The organism is Mucilaginibacter sp. SG538B, assembly GCF_013376065.1.
Taxonomy (GTDB): domain Bacteria; phylum Bacteroidota; class Bacteroidia; order Sphingobacteriales; family Sphingobacteriaceae; genus Mucilaginibacter; species Mucilaginibacter rubeus.
On record NZ_JABMJI010000001.1, the window covers coordinates 157,665 to 180,409 of the forward strand.

The window sequence follows — 22,745 nt, forward strand, 5'->3', positions numbered from 1 at the left end:
AAAAGTATCAATTTTCGGGAGAAGGGAAACGCTGCAACAGATTGGCTATATTTGCGTTAAGCTGATTATTTTGAAACCACTATACATATTTCTATTATTTTTTACAGTATCATGCGGTATTTGCAATGCCCAGACCTACTACTTCAAGCATTACCAGGTTGAGCATGGGTTATCGCATAATACCGTTTACTGCAGCATGCAGGACAGGCGCGGCTTTTTGTGGTTTGGTACTAAGGACGGCCTGAACCGTTTTGATGGTTATACCTTTAAAACGTTCAGACATAACCCTGCAAATAAGAGCACCATCTCCAACAACATGGTGCATACCCTGTGCCTTGATAAAGAAGGTACGCTTTGGATAGGTACCGACGAGGGCCTTGATAAGTATGATCCCCTGTCAGAAACATTTACACATATCAATACGGCAAATATTAACGGTGTGCGCAGTATCACTTTTGATGAACATGATAATTGCTGGTTTGTAGCCGGAGCTTCATTAATAAGATATAACACAAAAACCGGCGAAAGAACTGATTACTGGCCTTCGCAGCATTTTGAGGCTACGTCTGTAGTAATCATTAATGGTACAGTGTGGGCTTCTTCTTCAACCGGCGCAATGGAGAAATTTGACCGGGCAAGCCGCACTTTTACCGCTTACAACGTGTTTAAGCCAACTGATAAAGTTACCTCAAAGTTTATTGAGAAGATTTATTATGCCGGTAACAACAAAATATTTGTAGGTACCAATAGTCATGGTTTTAAGGAATTTAATGCTGAAACCTATACCTACAAGGACCTGCTTAACTACAACCCGGATAAAACGGCTGTTTACGTGCGCGATTTTTTAAAATACAGCGATACAGAATATTGGATAGCCACAGAATCGGGCGTATTTATTTATGACCCGGTAAAGGGCACATTTCTTAATCTCAGAAAGCATTTCAATGACCCTTACTCCATATCGGATAATGCCGTTTATTGCCTTTATAAGGATTCGGAAGGCGGGGTTTGGGCAGGCACTTATTTTGGCGGCCTCAACTATTACCCTAAACAATATTCAACCTTTAACAAATTTTACCCCGACACTGAGCCAAATTCCCTTAAAGGAAACGTGGTGCGCGAAATTACCAAAGACATGTATGGCAACCTGTGGATGGGCACCGAAGATAACGGGTTAAACAAATTGGCTCCCGATAACACCTGGACCCATTATAATCCCGGCGGAAGTGCCAGCATCTCCAATACCAACATCCACGGTATATTAGCATTAGGCAATGAACTGTTTGTAGGTACTTTTGAACGGGGACTGGATATCATGAACATTAAAACCGGCAAGGTTGAACGCGTTTACCTGGCCGGAAGCAGAAATAATGAACTCAAAAGCAACTTTATAATTTGCTTTTGCAAAACCCGCAGCGGGCTCATTTTTGTTGGTACTACCCGTGGCATTTACAGGTATAATTTGGCAAGCAAGGATTTTACCCTGATAGATAAATTACCCCCATATGATTTCATTTACGCCATAACCGAAGACCATAAGGGCAAAATTTGGGTTGGCACCGTAAGGGATGGTATTTACTGCTACAATCCGGCAAACAATACAAGCACTAAGCTAAACTATCGTTACCCCGTTAAAAATGTGCTTAACACCACCACGGTTAACGGCGTTTTTGAGGATAGTAACCACAAACTATGGTTTGCTACCGAAGGTTTGGGTTTATGGAGATATGATCCCGAAGCGGATAGCTATAAGTTTTATGACACCAATAACGGCTTTCCGAGCAATTACATTTTCAGACTGGAAGAAGACAGCCATAAAAACCTATGGATCAGCACTACCCGGGGGCTGGTTTGCTTTAATGATAATACCGGGAGCATAAAAATTTATACAAAAGCCAACGGTTTATTAAGTGACCAGTTTAACTACAACTCGTCTTTTAAAGATGCCGACGGTACCATGTACTTTGGTTGTGTGCGTGGTATGGTTAGCTTTAACCCTGCCAGTTTTAAGCAGAATTACTTTATAGCCCCGGTTTATATAACCGGTTTCCAGGTGCACAATAAAGAGATCTCTGTTAATGGTGCCGATTCATTATTAAAACAATCTATCATCACCACAAAAAAGATCAACCTTAATTATAACCAATCTTCATTCAGTATTGATTTTGCTGCGCTGAGCTTCCCATCGCCCGAAATGACCCAATATAAATACACGATGAAAGGTTTGGATAAAGGCTGGACCGAACTTAAACGCAACCGAAAAGTTTATTTTACGCAACTGCAGCCCGGACATTACACCTTTGTAGTAAAAGCGGCAAACAATAACGGCATCTGGACCCAAAAAGAAACAAGTATTGAAATTGATATAGCACCTTCTTTTTGGGAAAGCGTTTGGGCATACATTGCTTACTGCCTGTTATTTTTACTAACAGGTTACTACCTGCTCAGAAGCTATCACCGTAAAACCCGCGAAAAAAATAAGCGCATTATCGAAACCCTTGAAAATGATAAGGAAAAACAGATCTATAATGCTAAGATTGAATTTTTCACCAACGTGGCCCATGAAATCCGTACACCTTTAACGCTTATTAAAGGGCCGATGGAAAAAGTAATCAGGCGGGCGGAGCATGTTCCGGATATTCAAAACAACCTGAAGATCATGGAAAAAAACACCAACCGCCTGCTCGACCTTACCAATCAGCTGCTTGATTTCCGTAAAACCGAGACTAATGGCTTCAGTCTCAGCTTTGTTAAAACCGATATCACCGATCTGCTTGCCGATACTTTTATGCGGTTTAAACCTATCGCCGAGCAAAAGAACCTCAGTTATACCTTCATACACCCGGCTAAAACTGTTTATGCTTATGTCGATATCGAGGCATTCACTAAAATTATAAGCAACCTTATTAGCAACGCGATCAAATATAGCACCTCTGTTGTTGAGATCGAATTGCTTGACCACCCGGTTAACGACCCTACCTTTACCATCGAAATAAGGAATAACGGGCACCTGATCCCTTACGAAATGCGCGAAAAGATCTTTGAGCCTTTCTTCAGGATGAAAGGGTCGGAAAAACAAATTGGCACCGGGATAGGACTTTCGTTATCGCGCTCTTTAGCCGAATTGCATAAAGGTTTATTAGTGTTGAATAAATCTGTTAACGATTTTAATATATTTAACCTTACTTTGCCTGTTCACCAGGAAAAAGAATTCGACCTTCATATTACCCCCGATGAATATGAGCAGGCAGACCTAAGTAACAGAGAGGAGAATATTGACTTTATGAAACCAGTTATACTTTTAGTGGATGATAACCCTGAAATACTTGATTTTATTTCGGATGATCTGAGCGACAAATATTCGGTTATTAAAGCCCTTAACGGACAGGAAGCGTTGGATATGATAGCCATCGAGAACATCCAGCTTATTATAAGCGATGTAATGATGCCGGGAATAGATGGGTTTGAGCTGTGCAAAACCATTAAAACCAATTTCGATTACAGCCACATCCCTATCATATTGCTCACTGCTAAAAATACCCTGCAAAGTAAAATTGAAGGACTGGAAGTTGGTGCCGATGCCTATATCGAAAAACCGTTTTCACCCGAACATTTGCAGGTGCAGATAGCTAACCTGCTTATTAACCGTAATAAAATTAAGGAGCATTTTGCGAGCTCGCCGCTGGCGCATATCAAGTCGATGGCCTACTCAAAACCTGATGAAAGCTTTTTGGATAAGCTAAACGGTGTTATCTACAAAAACATCCAAAACGCCGAGCTTGATGTAGAGCAGATAGCCAATCTCATGAATATGAGTAAGCCAACGCTGTACCGCAAGGTTAAAGCTATATCCAATCTTACTATTAACGAGCTTATCAATATCACCCGCCTCAAGGCTGCCGCGCAATTACTGGAAGAAGGTGATTATAAGATCTACGAAGTAGCCAACATGGTAGGTTACAGTTCTCAATCACACCTGGGCCGTAATTTCCTGAAACAATTCGGTACAACACCAACTGAATACCAGCAGGCTAAGCGCAGTAAAGTAAAACAGGTTTAATCTTACCAGGATGGACCATTGGGGCTAAGTCAGCGACAATGGTCTTTATATAATCATACGGGCGTCCGGGAGGGTAATTCCACTCAGTTATAAGCTGCAAGCCTTTTGCATCGGCGATAGCCCTCTGCAAGGCATGTGCTGTTAAAGTAACCCCCTTTTTTACAATTTTTGTTTATTACCGAAGTCCCTAAACGTTGCAAGCGGGCGATTTAATTGTGCGGGCAACAATATTTGAAAAAATAACGTAGAACTGCCGGTTCCGCACAACAGGGACAGGTTGATTATCAAAACTCTTTCAGATTAATAAATGGGAAATAACAATTACTTACTAAGCATGATAGCTGGTATGCTGGTAATATCATGCTTGGCGTGTTCAAAAAGTATAAACAAAATTGAGACACCGGCAAGTTCAATTCCGGAGCAGGATGGAAAACTGCAAAGTTTGAAAACCAGGCCGGTAACTACCTATACTTATACCGTTAAAACTACCGAATGGATGGTTGACGGTACAAATATCCCCGCGGGGGCTATAATATATATTCCCGCCGGTGAACGCGGGGCTTTGCTGCTTAAAAACTTTAAAGGTACAGCCGCCGCTCCTATCTTAATTGTTAACCAGGGCGGAAGGGTGTCATTCACTGCTGAAACTACCGCCTCGTATGCATTTAAGACACAAAACTGCCAGTACTTTAAGGTAATGGGAAATGGCGTTTCCTCAATTAAGTACGGGTTTGATATAAACGGCGGCAACATCGGTATGACGATGGACTATCTGAGCTCGGACTTTGAGATCGCGAATGTTGAGGTGCGTAACAGCGGGTTTGCGGGGATCATGGCAAAAACCGATCCAACATGCGACGCTGCAACCTGGCGGGGCAATTTTACCATGAGTAATGTAATAATTCATGATAATTACGTTCACAAAACAGGAGGGGAGGGCCTTTATATAGGAAATTCTTTTTATCAGAATGGCGTTTCAACTTCCTGCGGTACAGTTTTACCTCACGATATCGTGAATGCCAGGATCTACAAAAACCTTGTTGACTCTACCGGTGCCGAAGGGATCCAGGTTGGCAGTGCTACGTCGGGGTGCATGATCTATAGTAACACCGTTAAAAATCCGGGGATAAGTCCGTTTGCTTCTTATCAAAATAATGGCATACAAATAGGAGAAGGTACCGGCGGACAATGCTATAACAACCTGGTTAAGAATGCGCCCGGCAACGGCATCATTGTTCTTGGCCTTGGGGATAACCAGGTATTCAATAATTATATTATTGACTCAAAAGCTTACGGTATTTTTGCTGATTCACGGTATACGCCGGGCCCGGATTTTCAGTTTATCAATAATACCATTGTGGGCTCTGTTTTAGGAGGTATAAAGTTAAACTCCGAAACTATCCCCATGAATACCGTTATTAATAATGCTATCATACAATCGGCATCGGTACAGCCGATAATTTTAAAAAGCACCAGCGTTAAACTTACCGAATCAAATAATTATATAAACACAGATGTAAGTGTTTGCGGGTTTGTAGATTATAACGGAGATGATTTCCATTTACAACCGTCATCGCCGCTTATTGATCAGGGGGCAAACGTTTTATCATACGGCATAAAATTTGATTTTTATAATGCTGTACGCCCATCGGGTACGGCTTTTGATATTGGGGCTACCGAGTATTAATATTTAATAAACCAAGCGTTTCTGTCAGGGGCAAAGGGAATTTCTGTAAAAGCAAAAGGGACGGCAACCCTGCCATCCCTTTTTGCGTTTTAAAGTTTTTAGCTTTAAGCTTCGTGCATTCTGCTTTTAGCTAAAATCATGGGCTTACTATCATGCGCAATGGTGCCAGATTGTTGATCTGAACAAAGTAAACACCGGTCATATACGAGCGGGTTAACTGAACCCCAAGGTTACCGCCAAAACCACGATACCTGCCGCTTTGCATAACCTTGCCAAAATTATCCCGGATAACCAGGTTGATCTCTTTCTGCTCCAGGTCGGGCGTTAGTTTAATGTTGAAGCTGCGTGCAGCCACCGGGTTTGGATAGATCACATTGTTTTGAACAGTACCGATAGGTACGCTGTTATCCTGTACAATACCGGTTTTTTGACCTATGGTTGAAGCCAGCGAATTGCTGCTGAGCAATGTAGGTTCAGTTCCATAAATCAGCTGATCTTTATAGTAAACGGTAATATGGCTGTTAAGCGCCATAGCAGCTTTAGCAGCAAACGAATAATCATTGGCCTCGTTAAATGCCGACCAGTCTGTTTTATTAACCTGGCATTGAATGTTACCGGTATTGCTTAAGGGGTAAAGCGAACCGGCCGATGGATCGATGGTTAATTCAAGATAGGTGTCTGCCCCGGTTAAAGGGGGACTTAAAGTAACAAACCGGTTGTTGATTTTGCTGTTGCCCAGTTTGGCATAGCTTACCGAGAAATTCAATCCTGCTGTGCCTTCGCGGCTAAACCAATAACGAACGGAAAGATCGCTGTAATTGACAGGCACGTTTCCGGTATTGTTAAGCGCCAGGTAGGTACTGATCGTATTTCCGGAAGTGCTTTGATTTTGGTTTTGATAAGATACAGTAAAAGCCGTGGTAGCTGTAACTGCAGCAGGCTCGGTACCGTAAATTAACTGCCCGTTGCGGTAAAGGGTGATATGGCTGTTTGCGGCATAGCTCCCGGTGTATGGCAGGTATGAATAATCATCGGCCTCCGAAAAGTTTGACCAGTCCTGGTTGGCAAACCTCGACTGAATAACCCCGGAATTGCCGCCTGCGCTGAGCTGGCCGTTATTCAAGAAACCATATTCTATATAACCCAGGGCGCCTGTGCGCGGGTTGGGTAACTGAACATATTTCATGGTAACGTTACTGTTCCCCATTTGGGCATAATCAATCCACGAATTGATCCCGGCATAATTTTCCGCGGTAAACCAATACCTCATGGTCAGTTCGTTTAAATTAATGGCGACAGAATCCTGGTTAACAATTTTCAGAAATGGCTTAATGAGATTGTTTACAGGCTGGTTGTTATCGCCGTCGGAGGATTGTACCTGGACATTGTATGGCAATACGATGAAGGTTTTGCTTGAGGCTGTCGTGTCAAAACGAGTGTTGCCACCTTGCTGCGCTGTAATAGCACTGCTGCCCGCGCCTACAATATGCAGCTTATTATTGATTATCGTAGCTACGTTTAAGTTTGAGCTGGTGTAAACAACTGTAAGCCCGGAAGTAGCTGTCGCATTCAGGCTGACATCTGCATCGCCAGGCCTGCTTAGAGGTAACGCGGCAAAACTGATGCTTTGGCTCAGCTTGTTAACGGTAAGTGTTTGTGTAACCGGTGATGCCGCAAGATAATTAGTATTCCCACCCTGGGACGCGGTGATCACGGCGGTACCCGCACCGGTTATGTGCAACTTTCCGCCCGCTATATGAACTACCGTACTGTCCGAACTGCTATAGCTTACCGCAAGGCCAGAACTGGCTACAGCACCGGCCGCAAAATCGCTGTCGGCAACTGTTTTTGCAGGGATCGCATTAAACGTAATGGTTTGTGCGTTTTGGCTAATGGTGAGGCTTTGATTAATAGAAGTAGCTGCTTTAAAACTGCTGTTTCCGGCCTGGGAAGCAGTGATGGTTGTTGTTCCGGCCGCTTTAATGTGGATGTTGCCATTGATCACACTGGCAACAGTAGTATCTGAACTGCTGTAAGAAACCGCTAAACCTGATGAAACTGTCGCCGGGGGTACAAAATCTGCATCACCGAATGTTTTTCCGCTGAAGGAGGCGAAGGTAATTGTTTGATCGCCCAATATATCGGCAGCAATTTCGGTGCTGCTTAATGCCCTGCCGTAGATCTTGAAATTATCAATGGAGCCTTTGAACATCGGATCGGCAAACTGCGATTTGCCCAGGTAATTTTGTGTGGTGCTGCCGAGCGCCGATGGTTTGATGGTAATGTTTGTTGAGGAGGCAACTGATGTACCATTTATATAAAGTGTAGTAGTAGTGCCCGCCCGGGTTACCGCCAGGTAGGTCCAGGTATTTAATGGGAAGGTGTAATTGTAATTGATATTCTGTTCTGCAGCCGAGCCGTTTTTAGTAGCGTAACGAATGGTTGACTGCCCGTTGGTAACACCGGCCTGTACAGTAAGGAACATGTATTGTGTGGTGCTTGAGCCAAAGTCAAAAACACGCATCCAGGTACTTATGGCGTCCATCCGCACCCAGGCAGATATGGTAAAATCGTTCAAGGTACTGAAAATACCGGCAGGCAATGTTGCATAAGCGTTCGCCGAACCATCAAGCAGCAAAGATTTTCCATATTTACCCGCAGCACGACTTGCTGTTGCCGCGAGTGCAGCATGATTGGCACCCCAGGCATCAATGCCTTTGCTGCCGCTTACCTCATCAAATTGATAAAAGTCGCGTTGCCCGGCATTGGGTTTAGCAACCACTTCTGTGCTTTTGGTACCTTCGCCGGTACTGTCTGCAGGGGCTATCACATAAAAATAGGTTGTGCCATTGCTTACATTGCTGTCGGTGAAGGTAAGGTTACTAACCGAGCCAAGTGCGGTATATGGCCCGCCGGAAGTTGTTGAACGTTTAACGTTATAACTGTAGCCTGGAAGTGATTGCCATTCAAGGATGTTTTTGGCATCGCCCGCGGCAACTGTCAAAGAGTTTACAGCACTGCTAAGTACCGTGAGTACCAATGTCGAAGTACCTGTTGTACTGCCGTTGCCTGCCGACAGGCTTACATTAAAGGTGCCTGATTCCGTTGGTGTTCCTGAAATTTTGCCTGATAAAGAATCAATTTGTAACCCGGCCGGCAATCCGCTGGCCGAAAAATGGTTGGGCGACTTAATTCCGGTTACCGTATAAGTCATAGGTTTTCCTATCAGCGTGGTATCCGTTGGCGCGCTGGTGATAATTACCGGTAATGGCCGGTCGTCCAGCAGCACAGCGTCATTGCCCGTACCGCCTTTATAGCTGATGCGCAGTGTAAAACTACCAACGGTTACCGGAGCAAGTTCGGGCAAGCCTTTAAATGTACCGGATATTGCCGCGCTTCCGGTGTTATCAATGATAGTGAACGAACTTCCCTGGGCCAGGCTGGTCGAGTCGATAGCCGTGATCTGCAGTTTAGGCTGGTTCACTAAATTAACAACGGCTGTACTTACCTTATCATTGGTGGCCGAACTGGTGCTTAACTCTGCTTTATAGGTGGCATCGGCATTCATGGTGAGGGTACCCACTTTTATGGTGCCAATGGCCTGGTTACCGGGTGCCAGTACCGCTCCTATACCCGAACCGGTACCAATAGTAGCCGATGACGTGCTTTTGCCACTGCCGCCAAACGTGCCGGCCGTGGCAACCACCGGACTGGTGAATGTGCCGCTGTTAGGATCGTTATTGAGCAAATAAGTGCCGTTTTTTATCGTCGTTGTTCCGGAATAAGCCTGGTTACCGGTAAATGTCAGAATAGCTGTACCAACTTTCTCTACGTTCATACTGCCGGTCATCGTTCCGCCGTAGGTGGTAGTTATGTTCAGTGCACCGATGCTGATGGTTGGGCTGCCGCCACCATCAGTACGGATAGCACCGCGGCCGCTTAACGCACCAAAACTGATAGTACCGGTAGGGAACATGATGCCCTGACAATCATTACCATTGGCGTCAAGATTCCATGAAGCATTCGCGCTGCCTGACTGGGGTACTTCAAAGCGGGTACGTGAGTTGCCGCTGCGTAATTTGGATACAAAGTACCCGGTGAAGCTGCTGTTATCGGCAAACAAATGTAAACCGGCATACACGTTACCATCCTGAATAATTGTTCCGCTGCCGGTAAGCCGCCCGTAAAGGTTCAGGGCGTTGCTGGTTTGGTAAAAATAACTGGTTTTTCCGGCAGCGATTTCAATATCGTTGTACAAGGTAGCATCGCCGTTGGCCGAAAAAAGCGCGCCGCCGTTCATGGTTATTTTTCCGGTACCGAGCGGGCCTGATGTAGGGGCGGAAGGCGCTCCTGTACTTGTTCCCGATACTTCCATGCCATAAACCGGCGGCCAGCTTTGCCCGTTTCCGTTGAGGATAGTACCGCCGGAGTAGGTGTTGTTGCCCCCTGCATACAGAAACCCGATACCGTTCTTGAGCAGGCTGCCTGTGCCTGTTATTTGCCCGGTTAATGCTACAGTGCCGCTCGCATTGGGGGTGTTTACATTAAGTAATGTATCGAGTGTTACAGGCATCTTCAGGGTTTGGTAGCCAGAACTGTTATTAACCAGGTCATTTCGCAAATGAATTGCTGCGCCGTCAATGGTATAGCTGCCGGCGTTTGCATTAAACTGAATTCTCGAGGCTACAAGGTTTGGGATGTCGTTGGTCAGTACGGTATCTGCACTGTTTTGAAAAGTAATAATGGCTGGATTAACAGGTGTCGCGTTTTCCTGCCAGTTCCGGGCCAGGGTAAGCGAGTCGGACTCGGGCTGCTGGCTCCATGTTGAAGTGCTTGAGCCGGGTACGCCAAATGTTTCGGCCGAATTGGAGCTTTCTTTGGTTTGGCCAACAGATGAAACAACATAATAGTATGGGCTTCCGTTGCTTACATTCAGATCCGCGTATACCGTAGTTGAAACATTGGCTACGGTAGTATAAGGACCGCCGCTTATGGTAGCGCGTTTTACATTATAAGTAGCCGCCCCTGCTGCTGCATTCCAGCTCAAGTCAACCTCCTTGTTTTTATTAACAGCCGCAGGCTGCGCCGGGGCAGCCGGTGGTACGGATGAGAAAATAACATTCGAGTTTCCGCTTTCCAATGTTCCGGCAAGCGCGGTCACAACATAATAATTGCTTACCTCGGGTACAGGGCTGGCATCTATATATGATGTGTTGGTTATACCTGATTGTATAGTGGTAAACGGCCCGTTGGATGACGACGACCGTTTTACCGAATAGCTGGTAGCATTGGCTGAAGCTACCCAGGAAATATTAATTTGTGTAGCGTTAACAACCGCTGCCGCAGCTGAAGCGGGCGCTGCCGGCGCCTGGTTATTGACCACATTCAGCATGAGCGTTGCCGTGCCGGTGCCGCTGGCATTAGTGGCTGCTATGGTAATTTCGCTTTGCCCTAACGTGGTAGGTGTACCCGAGATGATACCGGTAACCGCATCAATGCTAAGCCCCGATGGTAAGCCAGTGGCACTATAAGAAGATGGATTAGCACTGGCTACGATGTTATAACTGAAAGGCGCACCACTGGTAGCTGTGGCGGTGGTAGCGCTGCTAATCTCCGGAGACCCGGCAGGTGCAGATTGACTATAGGCCACATTACTGAACGTGGCGGTATTTAGTGCCGAGTTATTACTGGAAAGGGTATAAAATCCGGCATACAAATCAGTGGGGAAACCTGTTGCAGAATACCAGCAACCGAGCCCGGTCCAACTAATGCCATCCTGCGAATGGTATGTAAATATGCGGGTACCTACACGCTCAATTTTTAACCACCAGGGGGCTTTGGGTTGGTAGTGGTTTCCGGCACCGCCTGTCGCTTTAAGGAAAATATCATAAAAAGCCGAACCGGGCGCCAACGATTGGCGTAACATGACCCCGCAACCACCGGTATTTAACGACATATTCTCAACTTTTACCACCAGGCCCGCATCGCCGCTAATTTTCTTAAAATTAAAGCTGAAGGCATTACTGGTGGAAGTTCCGGCACCTTGAAGTGTCCAAACCCCGTTATTATAGGAGGCGCTGCCCGCCAATCCGGTATTACCGATATCTATATTTGTTAGATTGCTCACCGGCTGCACATGATCAGCAGGATAATACACCTGTGGCAATTTAACAGCGGTAGACGTATCTGATGATTTCAGGTATAAGAAATTGCCGCCGGCCGGAGAATAATTGGTTGCACCGGGCTGCATTAACGCAGCCCTCATCCTGTCGGTATTAGGAGTAGGTATGCCCTTGCGTACAGCATAAGCGCTGTAAATAAGATTAGTCATATCGCCGGTCCTTGCTCCGGGCTGAATTCCCCAGCCGGTCCAGTAACTTGCATACCCTCCCAACGGGATAAAGGTCATTGTTGCGCCGTCAAAAGCGTATTTATGATACAACTCACCGATAGCTAATACCCGGTTATCCAATTCGGCAAACATATCTGCACCTTGCTTGTAGGCAACTTCTGCGCCCCAGGCCAATGCTGCTGCCTGCACACGCCAATGGTCGTCCCGGCCCGAATCTCCTACTTCACCACCGGGCAATGAATTGCGCATCCCACCTCCGGCATCCATCCGGTACACTTCCACCGCCTGGTTAAACCGGGTTGCATCATCGCAAAAAACCGAGGCGGCAAGGGCAATTTTTAACTGAAGAGCCCCTTTATTCGCATCGCGCAAGGGGCTAGGTACCCAGGAAGTTGGAAACAAAACATTGGCAAAATAACTTTTTACATGCTGTGTATTGGCTGGGGTCCAACCAGGAAAAGTAGATCGAAGGATTTCAGCACCTACGCCCCAATACTGGGCATAATCGCCAATATCCAGCATGGATTCTCCGCCGCCCCAGGTAGTATTGGTTACTGCCCAGGCATCCAACATATTGGTAGCTTTGCGGGCATAAGTAGAGTCGCCCGTAAACCACCACATCCAGGCCAGGTTGTGAACAGCCTGCATATCATCAATCCAGGCGCTGTTGTTGAGATTGGGCGCCCTGGTAACCGTTGCAAAAGGACCCTTTTGCCCATAGCCCAATTGTGAATGCGAGTCGTTTTTAAATGCATTATAACCGGATAGCCATGGTTCGCGGCTAATGTTGGCTTTCAATTGATCCAAATCGGCCCGGTTAAAGGCCACGCCAGGATGGACAAAAGGTTGGGCGCATACACCCATCGTGACAAACATCGACAGCGAAAACAACAGCAGCCTTATCCGCCGGTGCGTACCTGTCAAATAATTACAAAGCGTAAAAAGTTTTTTCATGGTTTAATTGTTTAGGTAAACATATTTACTGCCGTTCCGGTATGTTTGGAAGTCGTGTAAGGACGTGGAACAAAACAGTTTTATAATCGGACACATCAAAGACAATGACTGCTGTAAATGATACTCACAGCAACGTGGTGTTTTTGAAATTTTTAAGCCAGGCTTTCGACTTTAAATCGCTCGGAATAAGTCTCTTTAGTATGGGAGCTAAGTGGGGGGAGAAGAGAAAAAGACATAGCTGTTCGGAACATTTTTTCAATTATTGATAGGAAAAAAATCACACACTGCTGCGCTTTTTTATTCCGAACACCGTTTATGAAATTGGAGGCGTAAGAAAATAATGCGTATGACGAGATGGTCAATAAGCCTTACGTTTATCCGGCTCAATCCTTGCGCAAAAATTGGATCTCATCCACATGTTCACCCACAAATATATTGGCCATGTCACTTGTTTTATAAAAGCCGGGTTTGCCCGGCATCTTATCGAATATCAGGGTGCCGTTTATCTTCAGGTTTTCAAATATAACGTTCCTGATGCCGCGTTTGTCATCGTAGCCGGCTATAACAGACATATTAGCCCGCTTGCCGTTATAATTAACATTCCTGAACAGTATGTTCTCGATCCCCAGCCCGGGAGAGGTGTTATATTTTCGGTTGTACATCACTCTTAAATTAAACAGTTGCCCCTTGCGGATATCCTCAATCTCCACGTTTTCAAAACTGACATTCCTGATCAGGTTGCTGTCGCCGGCATTAAGTGCTATGCAGCCCTGGTAATCAAGCTGGTTTTCGTTATGGTCAAGTACAGTCATATTCTGAACCCGGATATTTTGTAAGGTATCCGGGTGGTCAGTATCGCCGTGCGTACCAATCAGCAGGGGATGGGCTACATCAGCCCATAAAATGGCGTTGTTAATTGAGATATCTGAGGTATTGCCGTAATAGTTCCAGCGGTGACCGTAAATGGCGATGCAATCGTCAGAGTTTCGCATGTATATATGATCAAGCTTAATATCCTGACTGCAAAAGATGTCGATACCATCGGCATTACCGGTTGCACTGAAAGCTTTGAAATTACTTATACTCACATGCTTTGATTCGCCCATCAAAATAGAATAACCCGTTGGTAATTCAATGATCCCGTCGACACTGACGTTATTGCTGTTCTGGATGATCAAATGGTCATTCCTTAATTTTGAGATTGTTCCTGTAGTATTTTGGGGTTTAACGCTGTCGCCCTGTACCGGGTGCTGTGTAAGGATTCCGCGGCCGCAGATCCTGACGTTCTCTGCATGATCTATAACAAATGAGCCTTCAACAATAGCGCCGCCGGCCACATACACGGTTTTACCCGAGGGGATCACCATCCGGCCGATTTTATGGATGCCCGGGCCGAAATAAAGTGTTTGCGCATTGGCTTTTGTGGGACGGCTGTTTTCTATAGGATTAGCAAAAATCTGCAGGTTTTCAAAAATGTTGCCGTTTACCTCTAATGAAACATATTGCGAAGCGTTTAATTCAAATTCCACAACGTTGCCTTTAACCTCGGGCTTGATGCCGTATGCCGTAGGTCTGATCCTTACTTCTTTGATATTCCCCTGGTTTAGCTTAACCCGAAGCTTTATCGAACCGGAACAATCAAAATAAGTAAAAGTGGTTTTTTTAATAATGCGCTGCGCGTCAAAACGAGCCGCTACATCGGCGGTATATACATCTAAGGGCTGCCAGTTGCCTGTGCCCTGCCGCACATCTACTTTAATTGTATGATTAACTAAGTTACTTTCGGGTGCTTTATAAGTTATGATTTCTGCCTTGACTGTTTTTAATAAAAATACGACTGCACATGTCAGTGCCAGGAATTTGTTCATAGAAGTTTTTATAGTGTATAGAGGAAGACAATAAAGGCGGATTCTCATACTCAATAAAAAAACTATATCGAAAAAATAACTGCATTTGCCGGAGATAATGTGCCCTAATGAAATACCCTGAACAATTTGAACTAAATCACTAATCTCTTTGAGTATATTTAAGAGCATTGCTTGTCCTTATTACTGTTGTTGCCCCGTATCCTAAACAATGAAGAATAAATACCTTTTTTTTGCCTTTTTTATAGCCCTTTCTCCCTTTTGCAATAATGCTGTGTCCGCAAAACAAAAGGTTGTTGCACTGCTTTATTCACCAGATAACCGTACGCGGGCGCAATTTTCACTGGATGAGCAAGGGCAGCTGTATTATCGGTTAATTTTCAATACACGGTTAATTGTTAACTGGTCGCGTTTGGGGATCGAAACTACCGGTTCTTCATTAGTTCGGGGTATCACGTTAAAGGGATCGGCCAAAAAAGAAATCAATGAAAAGTTTTTGTGGCCGCTGGGAGAAGATGCCAGCCTGGTAAACCATTGTAACGAGCTCATGCTTCATTGCACCTCTGGCAGAGGTAATTATGATATTATCGTAAGGGTATATGATGGAAGCCTGGCGTTTAGGTATGTCTGTAAGCAGCTTGGTGATAGCATTGTACAACTTAAATCGGAACTAACGGAGTTTAACCTTGCAACAAGCTATCGCATTTACCAGTATCACGAAGAATCTGTTTTCCGGCCGGTTATGGTCGATTCATTGCCGGGTACCAGTGACCTTCCTTCAACGCTTACCGCCGCACAGTCATATATAAGTATAGGCGAAGCCGATAACCGCAATTACACCAAATGCGTATTGGTTCACGGCAGCCGCCCCAATAGCCTGTCGTTACAATTTTATACGGATACCATTTACCGCGACCATCGCGTTAAATCGGTTCGGAAGGATTCATTAATCCGGTTCACCGATAGTCTCATTACTCCCTGGCGAACCATCAGTTGCAGCAGTACTGCCATAGGTTTGCACGCGTTTAGTCAGCTTAATCTTAAACTGGTTAAACCACTTAGTAATGAGGTGCCTGATTATGTAAAACCCGGAAAGGTTTTCAGGGTACCTATCAATACGCAAGGCGCCCTTGATGGAATTGATTTTGCTCAAAAAATGAACTTTCAATACATTTTGGTTGATGCAGGCTGGTACGGTGCCGAATTTCGAACTACCTCTGATCCTACCAGATACTTACCTGATTTCCACTTGCCGGATATCATTGCCCATGCCCGGCAAAAAGGCATCGGCGTTATTTTATACGTAAATTATGTGGGGCTCAAAGCTAAGATAGATATCATATTGCCGCTTTATAAAAAGTGGGGAGTTAGCGGGCTAAAGTTTGGGTTTGTAGATGGCGGCACGCAGAAAGGCCTTGCCTGGCTTGATTCGGCCATGAAAAAAGGAAATGATTATGGCATGATACTCAACGTACATGATCATTATAAACCCACAGGTTTAAGCCGCCGGTATCCGTGTGTGCTGAGCCAGGAAGGGATCAGAGGCGATGAAAACAGTCCTGATGCTTTCCATAATACCGTATTGCCATTTACGCGTTACCTGGCCGGCCCTGCCGATTTTACCTTTTGCTACCCCAACAAGGTGAATGATTACAGTAAAAATATCCAGGTGAGCAAAGCCCAGCAAATGGCCCTGACCATTGTATACTTTGACCCGCTCCAGGCGATTTTCTGGTACGGGCGGTCGCAGGATTATAAGGATGAGGCAGACATTGAATTTTTTAAATATGTGCCCACTGTATGGGACGAAAGCAAATATGTACAGGGAGAGATAGGCGAAGGCATTACCGTAGCACGCCGTAAAGGCCGTATCTGGTACCTCGGTAGCGCTGCAGGCCTTCAGAAATGGGGAGGAAGCTTCAAGCTCGATTTCCTGGAAAAAAATCAGGTATACACCGCTACTGTTTATGGCGATGACGGACAGGGCGGCATACAGGTAAAAAAGGTTGAGCTTAGGCACAATGATGCTTTTGTTGTTGACCTGGATGCAAAAGGGGGCCAGGCGGTTATCTTAAGACCTCAAATAAAATAGGGGGCGGAGATGTTGTTGTGCTGCGTTATTAATGATTGTGTTAGTTTGACTTAAGGAGGATCCTGCTTTGGGCGAAATGAAAAAAAAATTGGCTTTGAAAGATATTGCTGCCGCGTTAAAAGTGTCAGAAGCATCTGTTTCCTATGTTCTTAATGGCAAGGCGAGGCAATATGGCATCAGCGTGGCGTTGGAAAATAAAATACTGAGGTTTGTTGAAAAGGTAGGTTACCGGCCAAACCGGCTGGCAGCCAGCCTGCGGACAGGAAAAAGTAAAACGGTGGGCATGATTGTGGAAGATATCAGCGATCCTTTTTTTTCGGCCATCGCCAGGGTTGTGGAAGAGCATATTTATAAAGAAGGTTACCGCGTTATTTATGGCAGCTCTGAAAATTCGACCGTTATCGCCCGTGACCTGCTGCAAACCTTTAAAAATTACCAGGTGGATGGGTATATCGTGGCGCCTACTGCCGGCTTGGACGATGATATCAACCAGCTTGTAAAGGAAGGTTACCCGGTAGTGGCGTTCGACCGCGCCTCGCCTGATCTGCAATGTTCTAAAGTACTTGTCGATAATTTTCGCGGCAGCGAGGCTGCTGTTTTACATTTGATAGATAACGGCTTCCGGAACATTGCCATGGTTACGCTTGCGGCCGGGCAGGATCAAATGAACGAACGTGTTAACGGTTATCACGCGGCTCTCCAAAAACACGGGCTGCCATCTATCCTAAAAGAAATTATCTATAATGAAGATCCACACAAAACCGTCCAGAACCTTAAAAGCCTCCTGAAAAGTAAAAAGGATATAAATGCCATTTTTTTTGCAACCAACTATCTCGCCTTAAGCGGCCTGCAGGCCCTGAAAGAATCAGGACTGATAATTGCCAGGGACATCGGTGTTGCTGTATTTGATGATATTAACAATTTTGCCCTTTTTAACCCGGCCATAACCGCTGTAGCCCAGCCAATTAAAGAGATCGGCCTCAGGGTTACCAAAATTTTATTGGAAGAGCTTCAGGATAACCACATGATCGATTCGCAAAATATTTTATTGAAAACCAAACTGATCATAAGGGATTCATCCGCAAGGTTACTGGTGTAATTTATCCGAAATAAAAAAAATAAAAAAATGAGTATCAAACCTGTTTGGGATTGTCTTTGTTGTAACTCTCCCCTAATAAACCGTCCGGTTTAGCTAAGTTGGTTATAATAAGGCTTCTGAAAGGAAGCCCTTTTTGTTAAGGATAAACAGTAGGGAATATTGAGGAAAATGATCGGTTGGGGCACGGATATAATCCTTGTTCTTTATTTGTCAGATAATTATATTTTTGTTTTGAGTAAAATGTTACAGGGTGCAGACATGATAGTGTATCGATTTATGAAAAAAAAGCGAAACGAAGCGGAACCCTTAGAGCTATTTCAGATAAAGAATCCGAAAGCAGACGAACAAACGATCAAAAAAAGCTGGAATTCAATTGTTCAGAAAATAAATCAGGAACCTAAAAAGAAGCGCCAGGAGTAATGTTTAACCTGACGGGACAGTTTTTGAAACAAGAACCAAACGTTTCGCGGCACTTATATTCAAATTGAGCAGTATTCAACAACCGGCATCCTCCTGTATGCGGCCATTTAAAGCGGCCGCACGTTGGTGTTGTGTAATTATTTTAGGAGCACTGATTTTAAACAGCAATGCCGCGGCGCTTGCTTTACCCAATATTCAGCGGCTTGGCCTCAAAGACGGGCTTTCCAACAGCGAAGTACGATGTATTTTCCAGGACCATTCGGGCTATATGTGGTTTGGCACTTATGATGGCCTGAACCGTTTTAACGGATATGACTTCCGTATTTACCGCAATCAGCCCGAAAAGCAACAATCAATTATTCATAATTTTATTAATTGTATTGCAGAGGATGCGGCCAATAATTTATGGGTAGGTACGCGCCAGGGCATAAGTATCTTAAACCCGGTAACAGAAGAGTTTTCTCCGGCGTATGCAATTTTGGCCGGCAAAGAAACACCCGTGACATCCTTTATCAGGGATATCAAAACGGACCGCTCCGGGCGTATTTTCATTGCCACTCTTTCCAACGGCCTTATTGTTATGGATAAGGGCAAACGAACCGGCCGTGTTATACCATACTATGATAACGGAAAAGCTGTACAGGGTTATAGCGTTAACGCGTTGTATGTTGGGCCTGGCGACGAGATCTATGCGCTGATCAGCGCCGCCGGCCTTTTTAAATACGATGCCGCACACGGTAGTCTGAAGTTATTGAACCCTTCGGTTACCGGCGCTACCTGTATTTATCCGGAGGGCAATGGTTTATGGGTAGGCACAACCCAGGGCCTGCACCATTATGATTTCAAAACAGGGCAATATGACCGTCTTTTTGATGAGTTTAACGGGCCTTTCAAATCGGGCAGGATAACGAGCCTGCAAGTCATGCCCGATAGTACACTTTGGGTGAGTACTGATGGCGGCGGGATCCAGATCCTGGATAGCAGACGCGACAAGATCAGCTATCTGCCTGCGGGAAGTGATGAGCACTCACTTTCAAGTGGTGCTGTTTATGCTTTATTTTTAGACCGCGAAGGCAGAAAGTGGATCGGCACATTACGGGGCGGAGTAAATGTTATTGATGAGGTGAAAGAACGATTTGTAAATATCAGGCATAATGACCTGAACGCCAATAGCCTTATCAGTAACTTTGTTAAATCGTTATATGAAGCCCCCGATGGCAGGCTGTGGATAGGTACCGACGGCGGCGGATTGAGTATTTGGGACCGGCAGGCGCATCACTTCACCAATTTTCGCCATGATGCTTCACAGCCGGGAACCCTAAGCTCAAATTTTGTAACCAGTATTGCCGGGGATAGGGAAGGGAGGACCTGGATTGCCACTTATGGAGGCGGTATTAACCTGTACCAGCCGGGTTCCAATACATTCACTACATTTCGGGGTATAGACAGGCAGGGAGTTGCCAGCCGGATAGTGTTCTGGTGCCTGTACCTGGACCATGCTGGAAATCTTTGGGCCAGCGGCTTACAGGACGGGCTGTTTCTATATGATAAGCACAACAACCAATTCAGGTTGTATGATGCGGCACTGACCAACATCCTGTCAATGGGCGAAGACCTTTTTGGAAACCTTTGGGCAGGAAACTTTGAAGGTGTTTATAAGATTGATCAAAAAAGCAACGCACATAAGTTTTATCCAGTAGGTAAAGCGGTAAGATCAATGCAGAAAGCAAACAACGGCGACATGTGGTTGGGTACAGAAGCCGGCTTGTTGTATTTTTCAGCGTCTAAGGAAAAAATAATTCACCACTATACCACCAGTAACGGACTTAGTAATAATACGGTACTGGCCATTTTGGAAGACGCACAAAAGCGTTTGTGGCTAAGCACTTACAACGGGCTTTGCCGCTTTGATCCCAAAGCTGTTAGTTTTACCAATTTTTTTGAAAGCGATGGCCTGGCGAGCAATGAGTTTAACTTTAACGCTGGCTTAAGGCTAAACAATGGTCAGCTTGCGTTTGGGGGAATCAATGGTGTCACGATGTTTCATCCGCAGGCAATCCTGCCCTTGCATGATGCTCCCAACATTGTTATAACTGATATTAAAATTAACAATAAGCCCATAAGTACTTATCCGGACTATGTGAAGACGGTTGCCGGGAATGTTATCCGGTCGTTAGAGGTTCCTTACGATCAGGCATCAATAGCCGTTAGTTTCGCAGCTATCGAATTTACCGCGCAGGATAGGATCGGTTACCGTTATACGCTCCAGGGCTGGGACAGGGGATGGGTGTATGCAGCGCATCAGCGTAATGCGCTTTATACCCGTTTAGCGCCCGGTACGTATACATTGAAAATTAACTGTACCAATGCCGAAGGGCAATGGATCAGCCGTGAAGTCCTCCTTCATGTCATTATTTTGCCGCCCTGGTATCGTACCATCTGGGCTTACATGATTTACGCGATGTTGCTTGCGGCAGTTGTTTATTGGTACCTGCGTTATAGGTTCAGGGAAACGCGGCTTAAATATGAAGTACAACTGGCCAATGCCGCCGCTGCACACCAGCGCGACCTGCAGGAAAAGGAACGCGAATTGAATGACCGGCGCGTAGAGTTTTTCACGGGCGTTTCTCATGAGTTTCGTACCCCCCTTTCGCTCATCATCAACCCGTTAAGGGATCTGCTTGCAAAAATTGGCCCTGAGAACCGTGCGGAACTTAATATTGTTTATCGTAATTCAAGGCGGCTGTTAAGCCTTGTTGATCAGCTGCTGCTGTTTCGTAAGGCCGATTCTGGCGCCGGGGTCCTGCAAATTGCGCCAATGGACATTACCCTTGTTTGCCGGGAGGTATTTTTATGTTTTGTGCAGCAGGCCAGGCTTTCGGGTATCAGTTTTGAATTAAAGGTACCGGAAGAGCCGGTACTGATTTACGGAGACAGGGAAAAGATTGAGATTATCCTGTTTAATCTTATATCTAATGCTATTAAATATACGCCAGCCGGGAAAGCCGTGTGCGTTGGCCTGCAATCGGGGCCGGGTGAGGTGGTGATCAATGTGACCGATAATGGCCCGGGAATATCCCCGGAAGCGGGGAAGCATATCTTCGAAAAGTTTTACAGGTCAAATACGCATGGCCAGGCGGCAAAAGGGGGCTTTGGGATCGGCTTATTCCTGGCCCGCCAGTTTACCATAGATCACGGCGGCTCATTAACGTTTGAAAGTGGGCCGGGTAAGGGCTCTGATTTTTGTTTAACCCTGTTAAAGGATAAAGCTCATTATTCGCCGGATGTGGCAGCGGCAGCCGATGCCGCTGATTTATCGCCTTTGCTTAGTGAAATGGTTGAAGACCAGCCGGCAATAGCTGAAGCCGACCAAATTAATGATATTGATTTTGAAGCTGATAAGATTTTTACCGACAAGCAAAGGATCCTGGTTATTGATGATGACAGCGAGATCAGGTCGTACATTTGTTCCATTCTTGAAAGCCGTTACAGGGTTTACGAGGCAGATAATGGTTTGACCGGTTTACAGAAAGCGAAAGAAAAGCAGCCCGATCTTATTATCTGTGATGTAATGATGCCTGGTTTAAATGGCATTGAACTTTGCTCAACCATTAAGCAGGACCAGCAATTAAGCTATATCCCGATGATTTTACTAACAGCCAGCTCATCTGCCGAAAATAAGATCAAAGGGCTGGAAAGCGGCGCCGATGACTATATTTCCAAACCTTTTGATAAAGATGTGCTGGTAGCGCGCATTGCCAATCTGCTGCAAAACAGGAGTAACCTTCAAAGTTATTTTTATAATACCATTACCCTGAAATCGGTTAACGTCACTATTTCGGATGAGTATAAAAACTTCCTGGAAAAATGTATCGAAATTGTTGAGCAGCACATTACCGACGAAAACTTCAACATCAAAATACTGGCTTCAGAGATCGGCATGAGCCATTCAAATCTTTACCGCAAAATTAAATCGCTGTCGGGTCATACCGTTAATAGCTTCATCCGCTACATACGCCTCAGAAAGGCGGCTGAGCTATTGATCCAGTCGGATATGAATGTTAATGAAGTAGCCATTGAAACAGGCTTTAACAGCATTAAATACTTCCGCGATCAGTTTTTTAAACTGTTCGGCGCTAACCCATCAGACTTTCTTAAGCAAAAAAGACCTGTATTTAAGAAAAATAAAAATATAATTAACTGATATTAAGTTATT

The 22,745-nt window shown here is 45.2% G+C and carries 7 protein-coding genes; 5 read left to right on the forward strand and 2 right to left on the reverse strand.

What is annotated here, in order from left to right:
* Positions 1–70 precede the first annotated feature (70 nt).
* Entirely contained in the window at positions 71–4,060 is a 3,990-nt protein-coding gene (locus FHW88_RS00610) for a hybrid sensor histidine kinase/response regulator transcription factor (protein ID WP_255485187.1), read from the forward strand.
* A 307-nt stretch (positions 4,061–4,367) separates the two neighbouring features.
* The gene (locus tag FHW88_RS00615; RefSeq protein ID WP_176622350.1) at positions 4,368–5,747 is read left to right on the forward strand and encodes a right-handed parallel beta-helix repeat-containing protein; all 1,380 of its coding nucleotides are present in this window, start codon (positions 4,368–4,370) and stop codon (positions 5,745–5,747) included.
* Between the two features lie 136 nt (positions 5,748–5,883).
* Here the strand turns inward: FHW88_RS00615 and FHW88_RS00620 are convergent, their stop codons facing one another.
* Both FHW88_RS00620 and FHW88_RS00625 read right to left on the reverse strand, forming a co-directional pair.
* A complete protein-coding gene (locus tag FHW88_RS00620; RefSeq protein WP_176622352.1) occupies positions 5,884–13,053 on the reverse strand; it encodes a cellulose binding domain-containing protein in 7,170 nt (2,389 codons plus the stop codon).
* Positions 13,054–13,436: 383 nt separating this feature from the next.
* Positions 13,437–14,921, reverse strand: coding sequence for a glycosyl hydrolase family 28 protein (locus tag FHW88_RS00625; RefSeq protein WP_176622353.1), 1,485 nt, complete (start codon positions 14,919–14,921; stop codon positions 13,437–13,439).
* Positions 14,922–15,129: 208 nt separating this feature from the next.
* On the opposite strand from FHW88_RS00625, the gene FHW88_RS00630 reads away from it, so the two are divergent.
* From FHW88_RS00630 to FHW88_RS00640, 3 genes are all read left to right on the forward strand, one after another.
* A complete protein-coding gene (locus tag FHW88_RS00630; RefSeq protein WP_176622355.1) occupies positions 15,130–17,010 on the forward strand; it encodes a glycoside hydrolase family 97 protein in 1,881 nt (626 codons plus the stop codon).
* A gap of 76 nt (positions 17,011–17,086) precedes the next feature.
* On the forward strand, positions 17,087–18,109 hold the full coding sequence (locus FHW88_RS00635) for a substrate-binding domain-containing protein (RefSeq protein ID WP_176622357.1): 1,023 nt from the start codon (positions 17,087–17,089) through the stop codon (positions 18,107–18,109).
* Positions 18,110–18,626: 517 nt separating this feature from the next.
* Positions 18,627–22,733, forward strand: a complete 4,107-nt coding sequence (locus tag FHW88_RS00640) for a two-component regulator propeller domain-containing protein (protein WP_176622359.1) — start codon at positions 18,627–18,629, stop codon at positions 22,731–22,733.
* Positions 22,734–22,745 lie beyond the last annotated feature (12 nt).

Excerpts from the sequence above, each read along its gene's own strand:
- FHW88_RS00640 (WP_176622359.1), top strand. The coding sequence starts at position 18,627 with ATGCGGCCATTTAAAGCGGCCGCACGTTGGTGTTGTGTAATTATTTTA.
- FHW88_RS00635 (WP_176622357.1), top strand. The coding sequence starts at position 17,087 with ATGAAAAAAAAATTGGCTTTGAAAGATATTGCTGCCGCGTTAAAAGTG.
- FHW88_RS00630 (WP_176622355.1), top strand. The coding sequence starts at position 15,130 with ATGAAGAATAAATACCTTTTTTTTGCCTTTTTTATAGCCCTTTCTCCC.
- FHW88_RS00615 (WP_176622350.1), top strand. The coding sequence starts at position 4,368 with ATGGGAAATAACAATTACTTACTAAGCATGATAGCTGGTATGCTGGTA.
- FHW88_RS00625 (WP_176622353.1), bottom strand. The coding sequence starts at position 14,921 with ATGAACAAATTCCTGGCACTGACATGTGCAGTCGTATTTTTATTAAAA.
- FHW88_RS00620 (WP_176622352.1), bottom strand. The coding sequence starts at position 13,053 with ATGAAAAAACTTTTTACGCTTTGTAATTATTTGACAGGTACGCACCGG.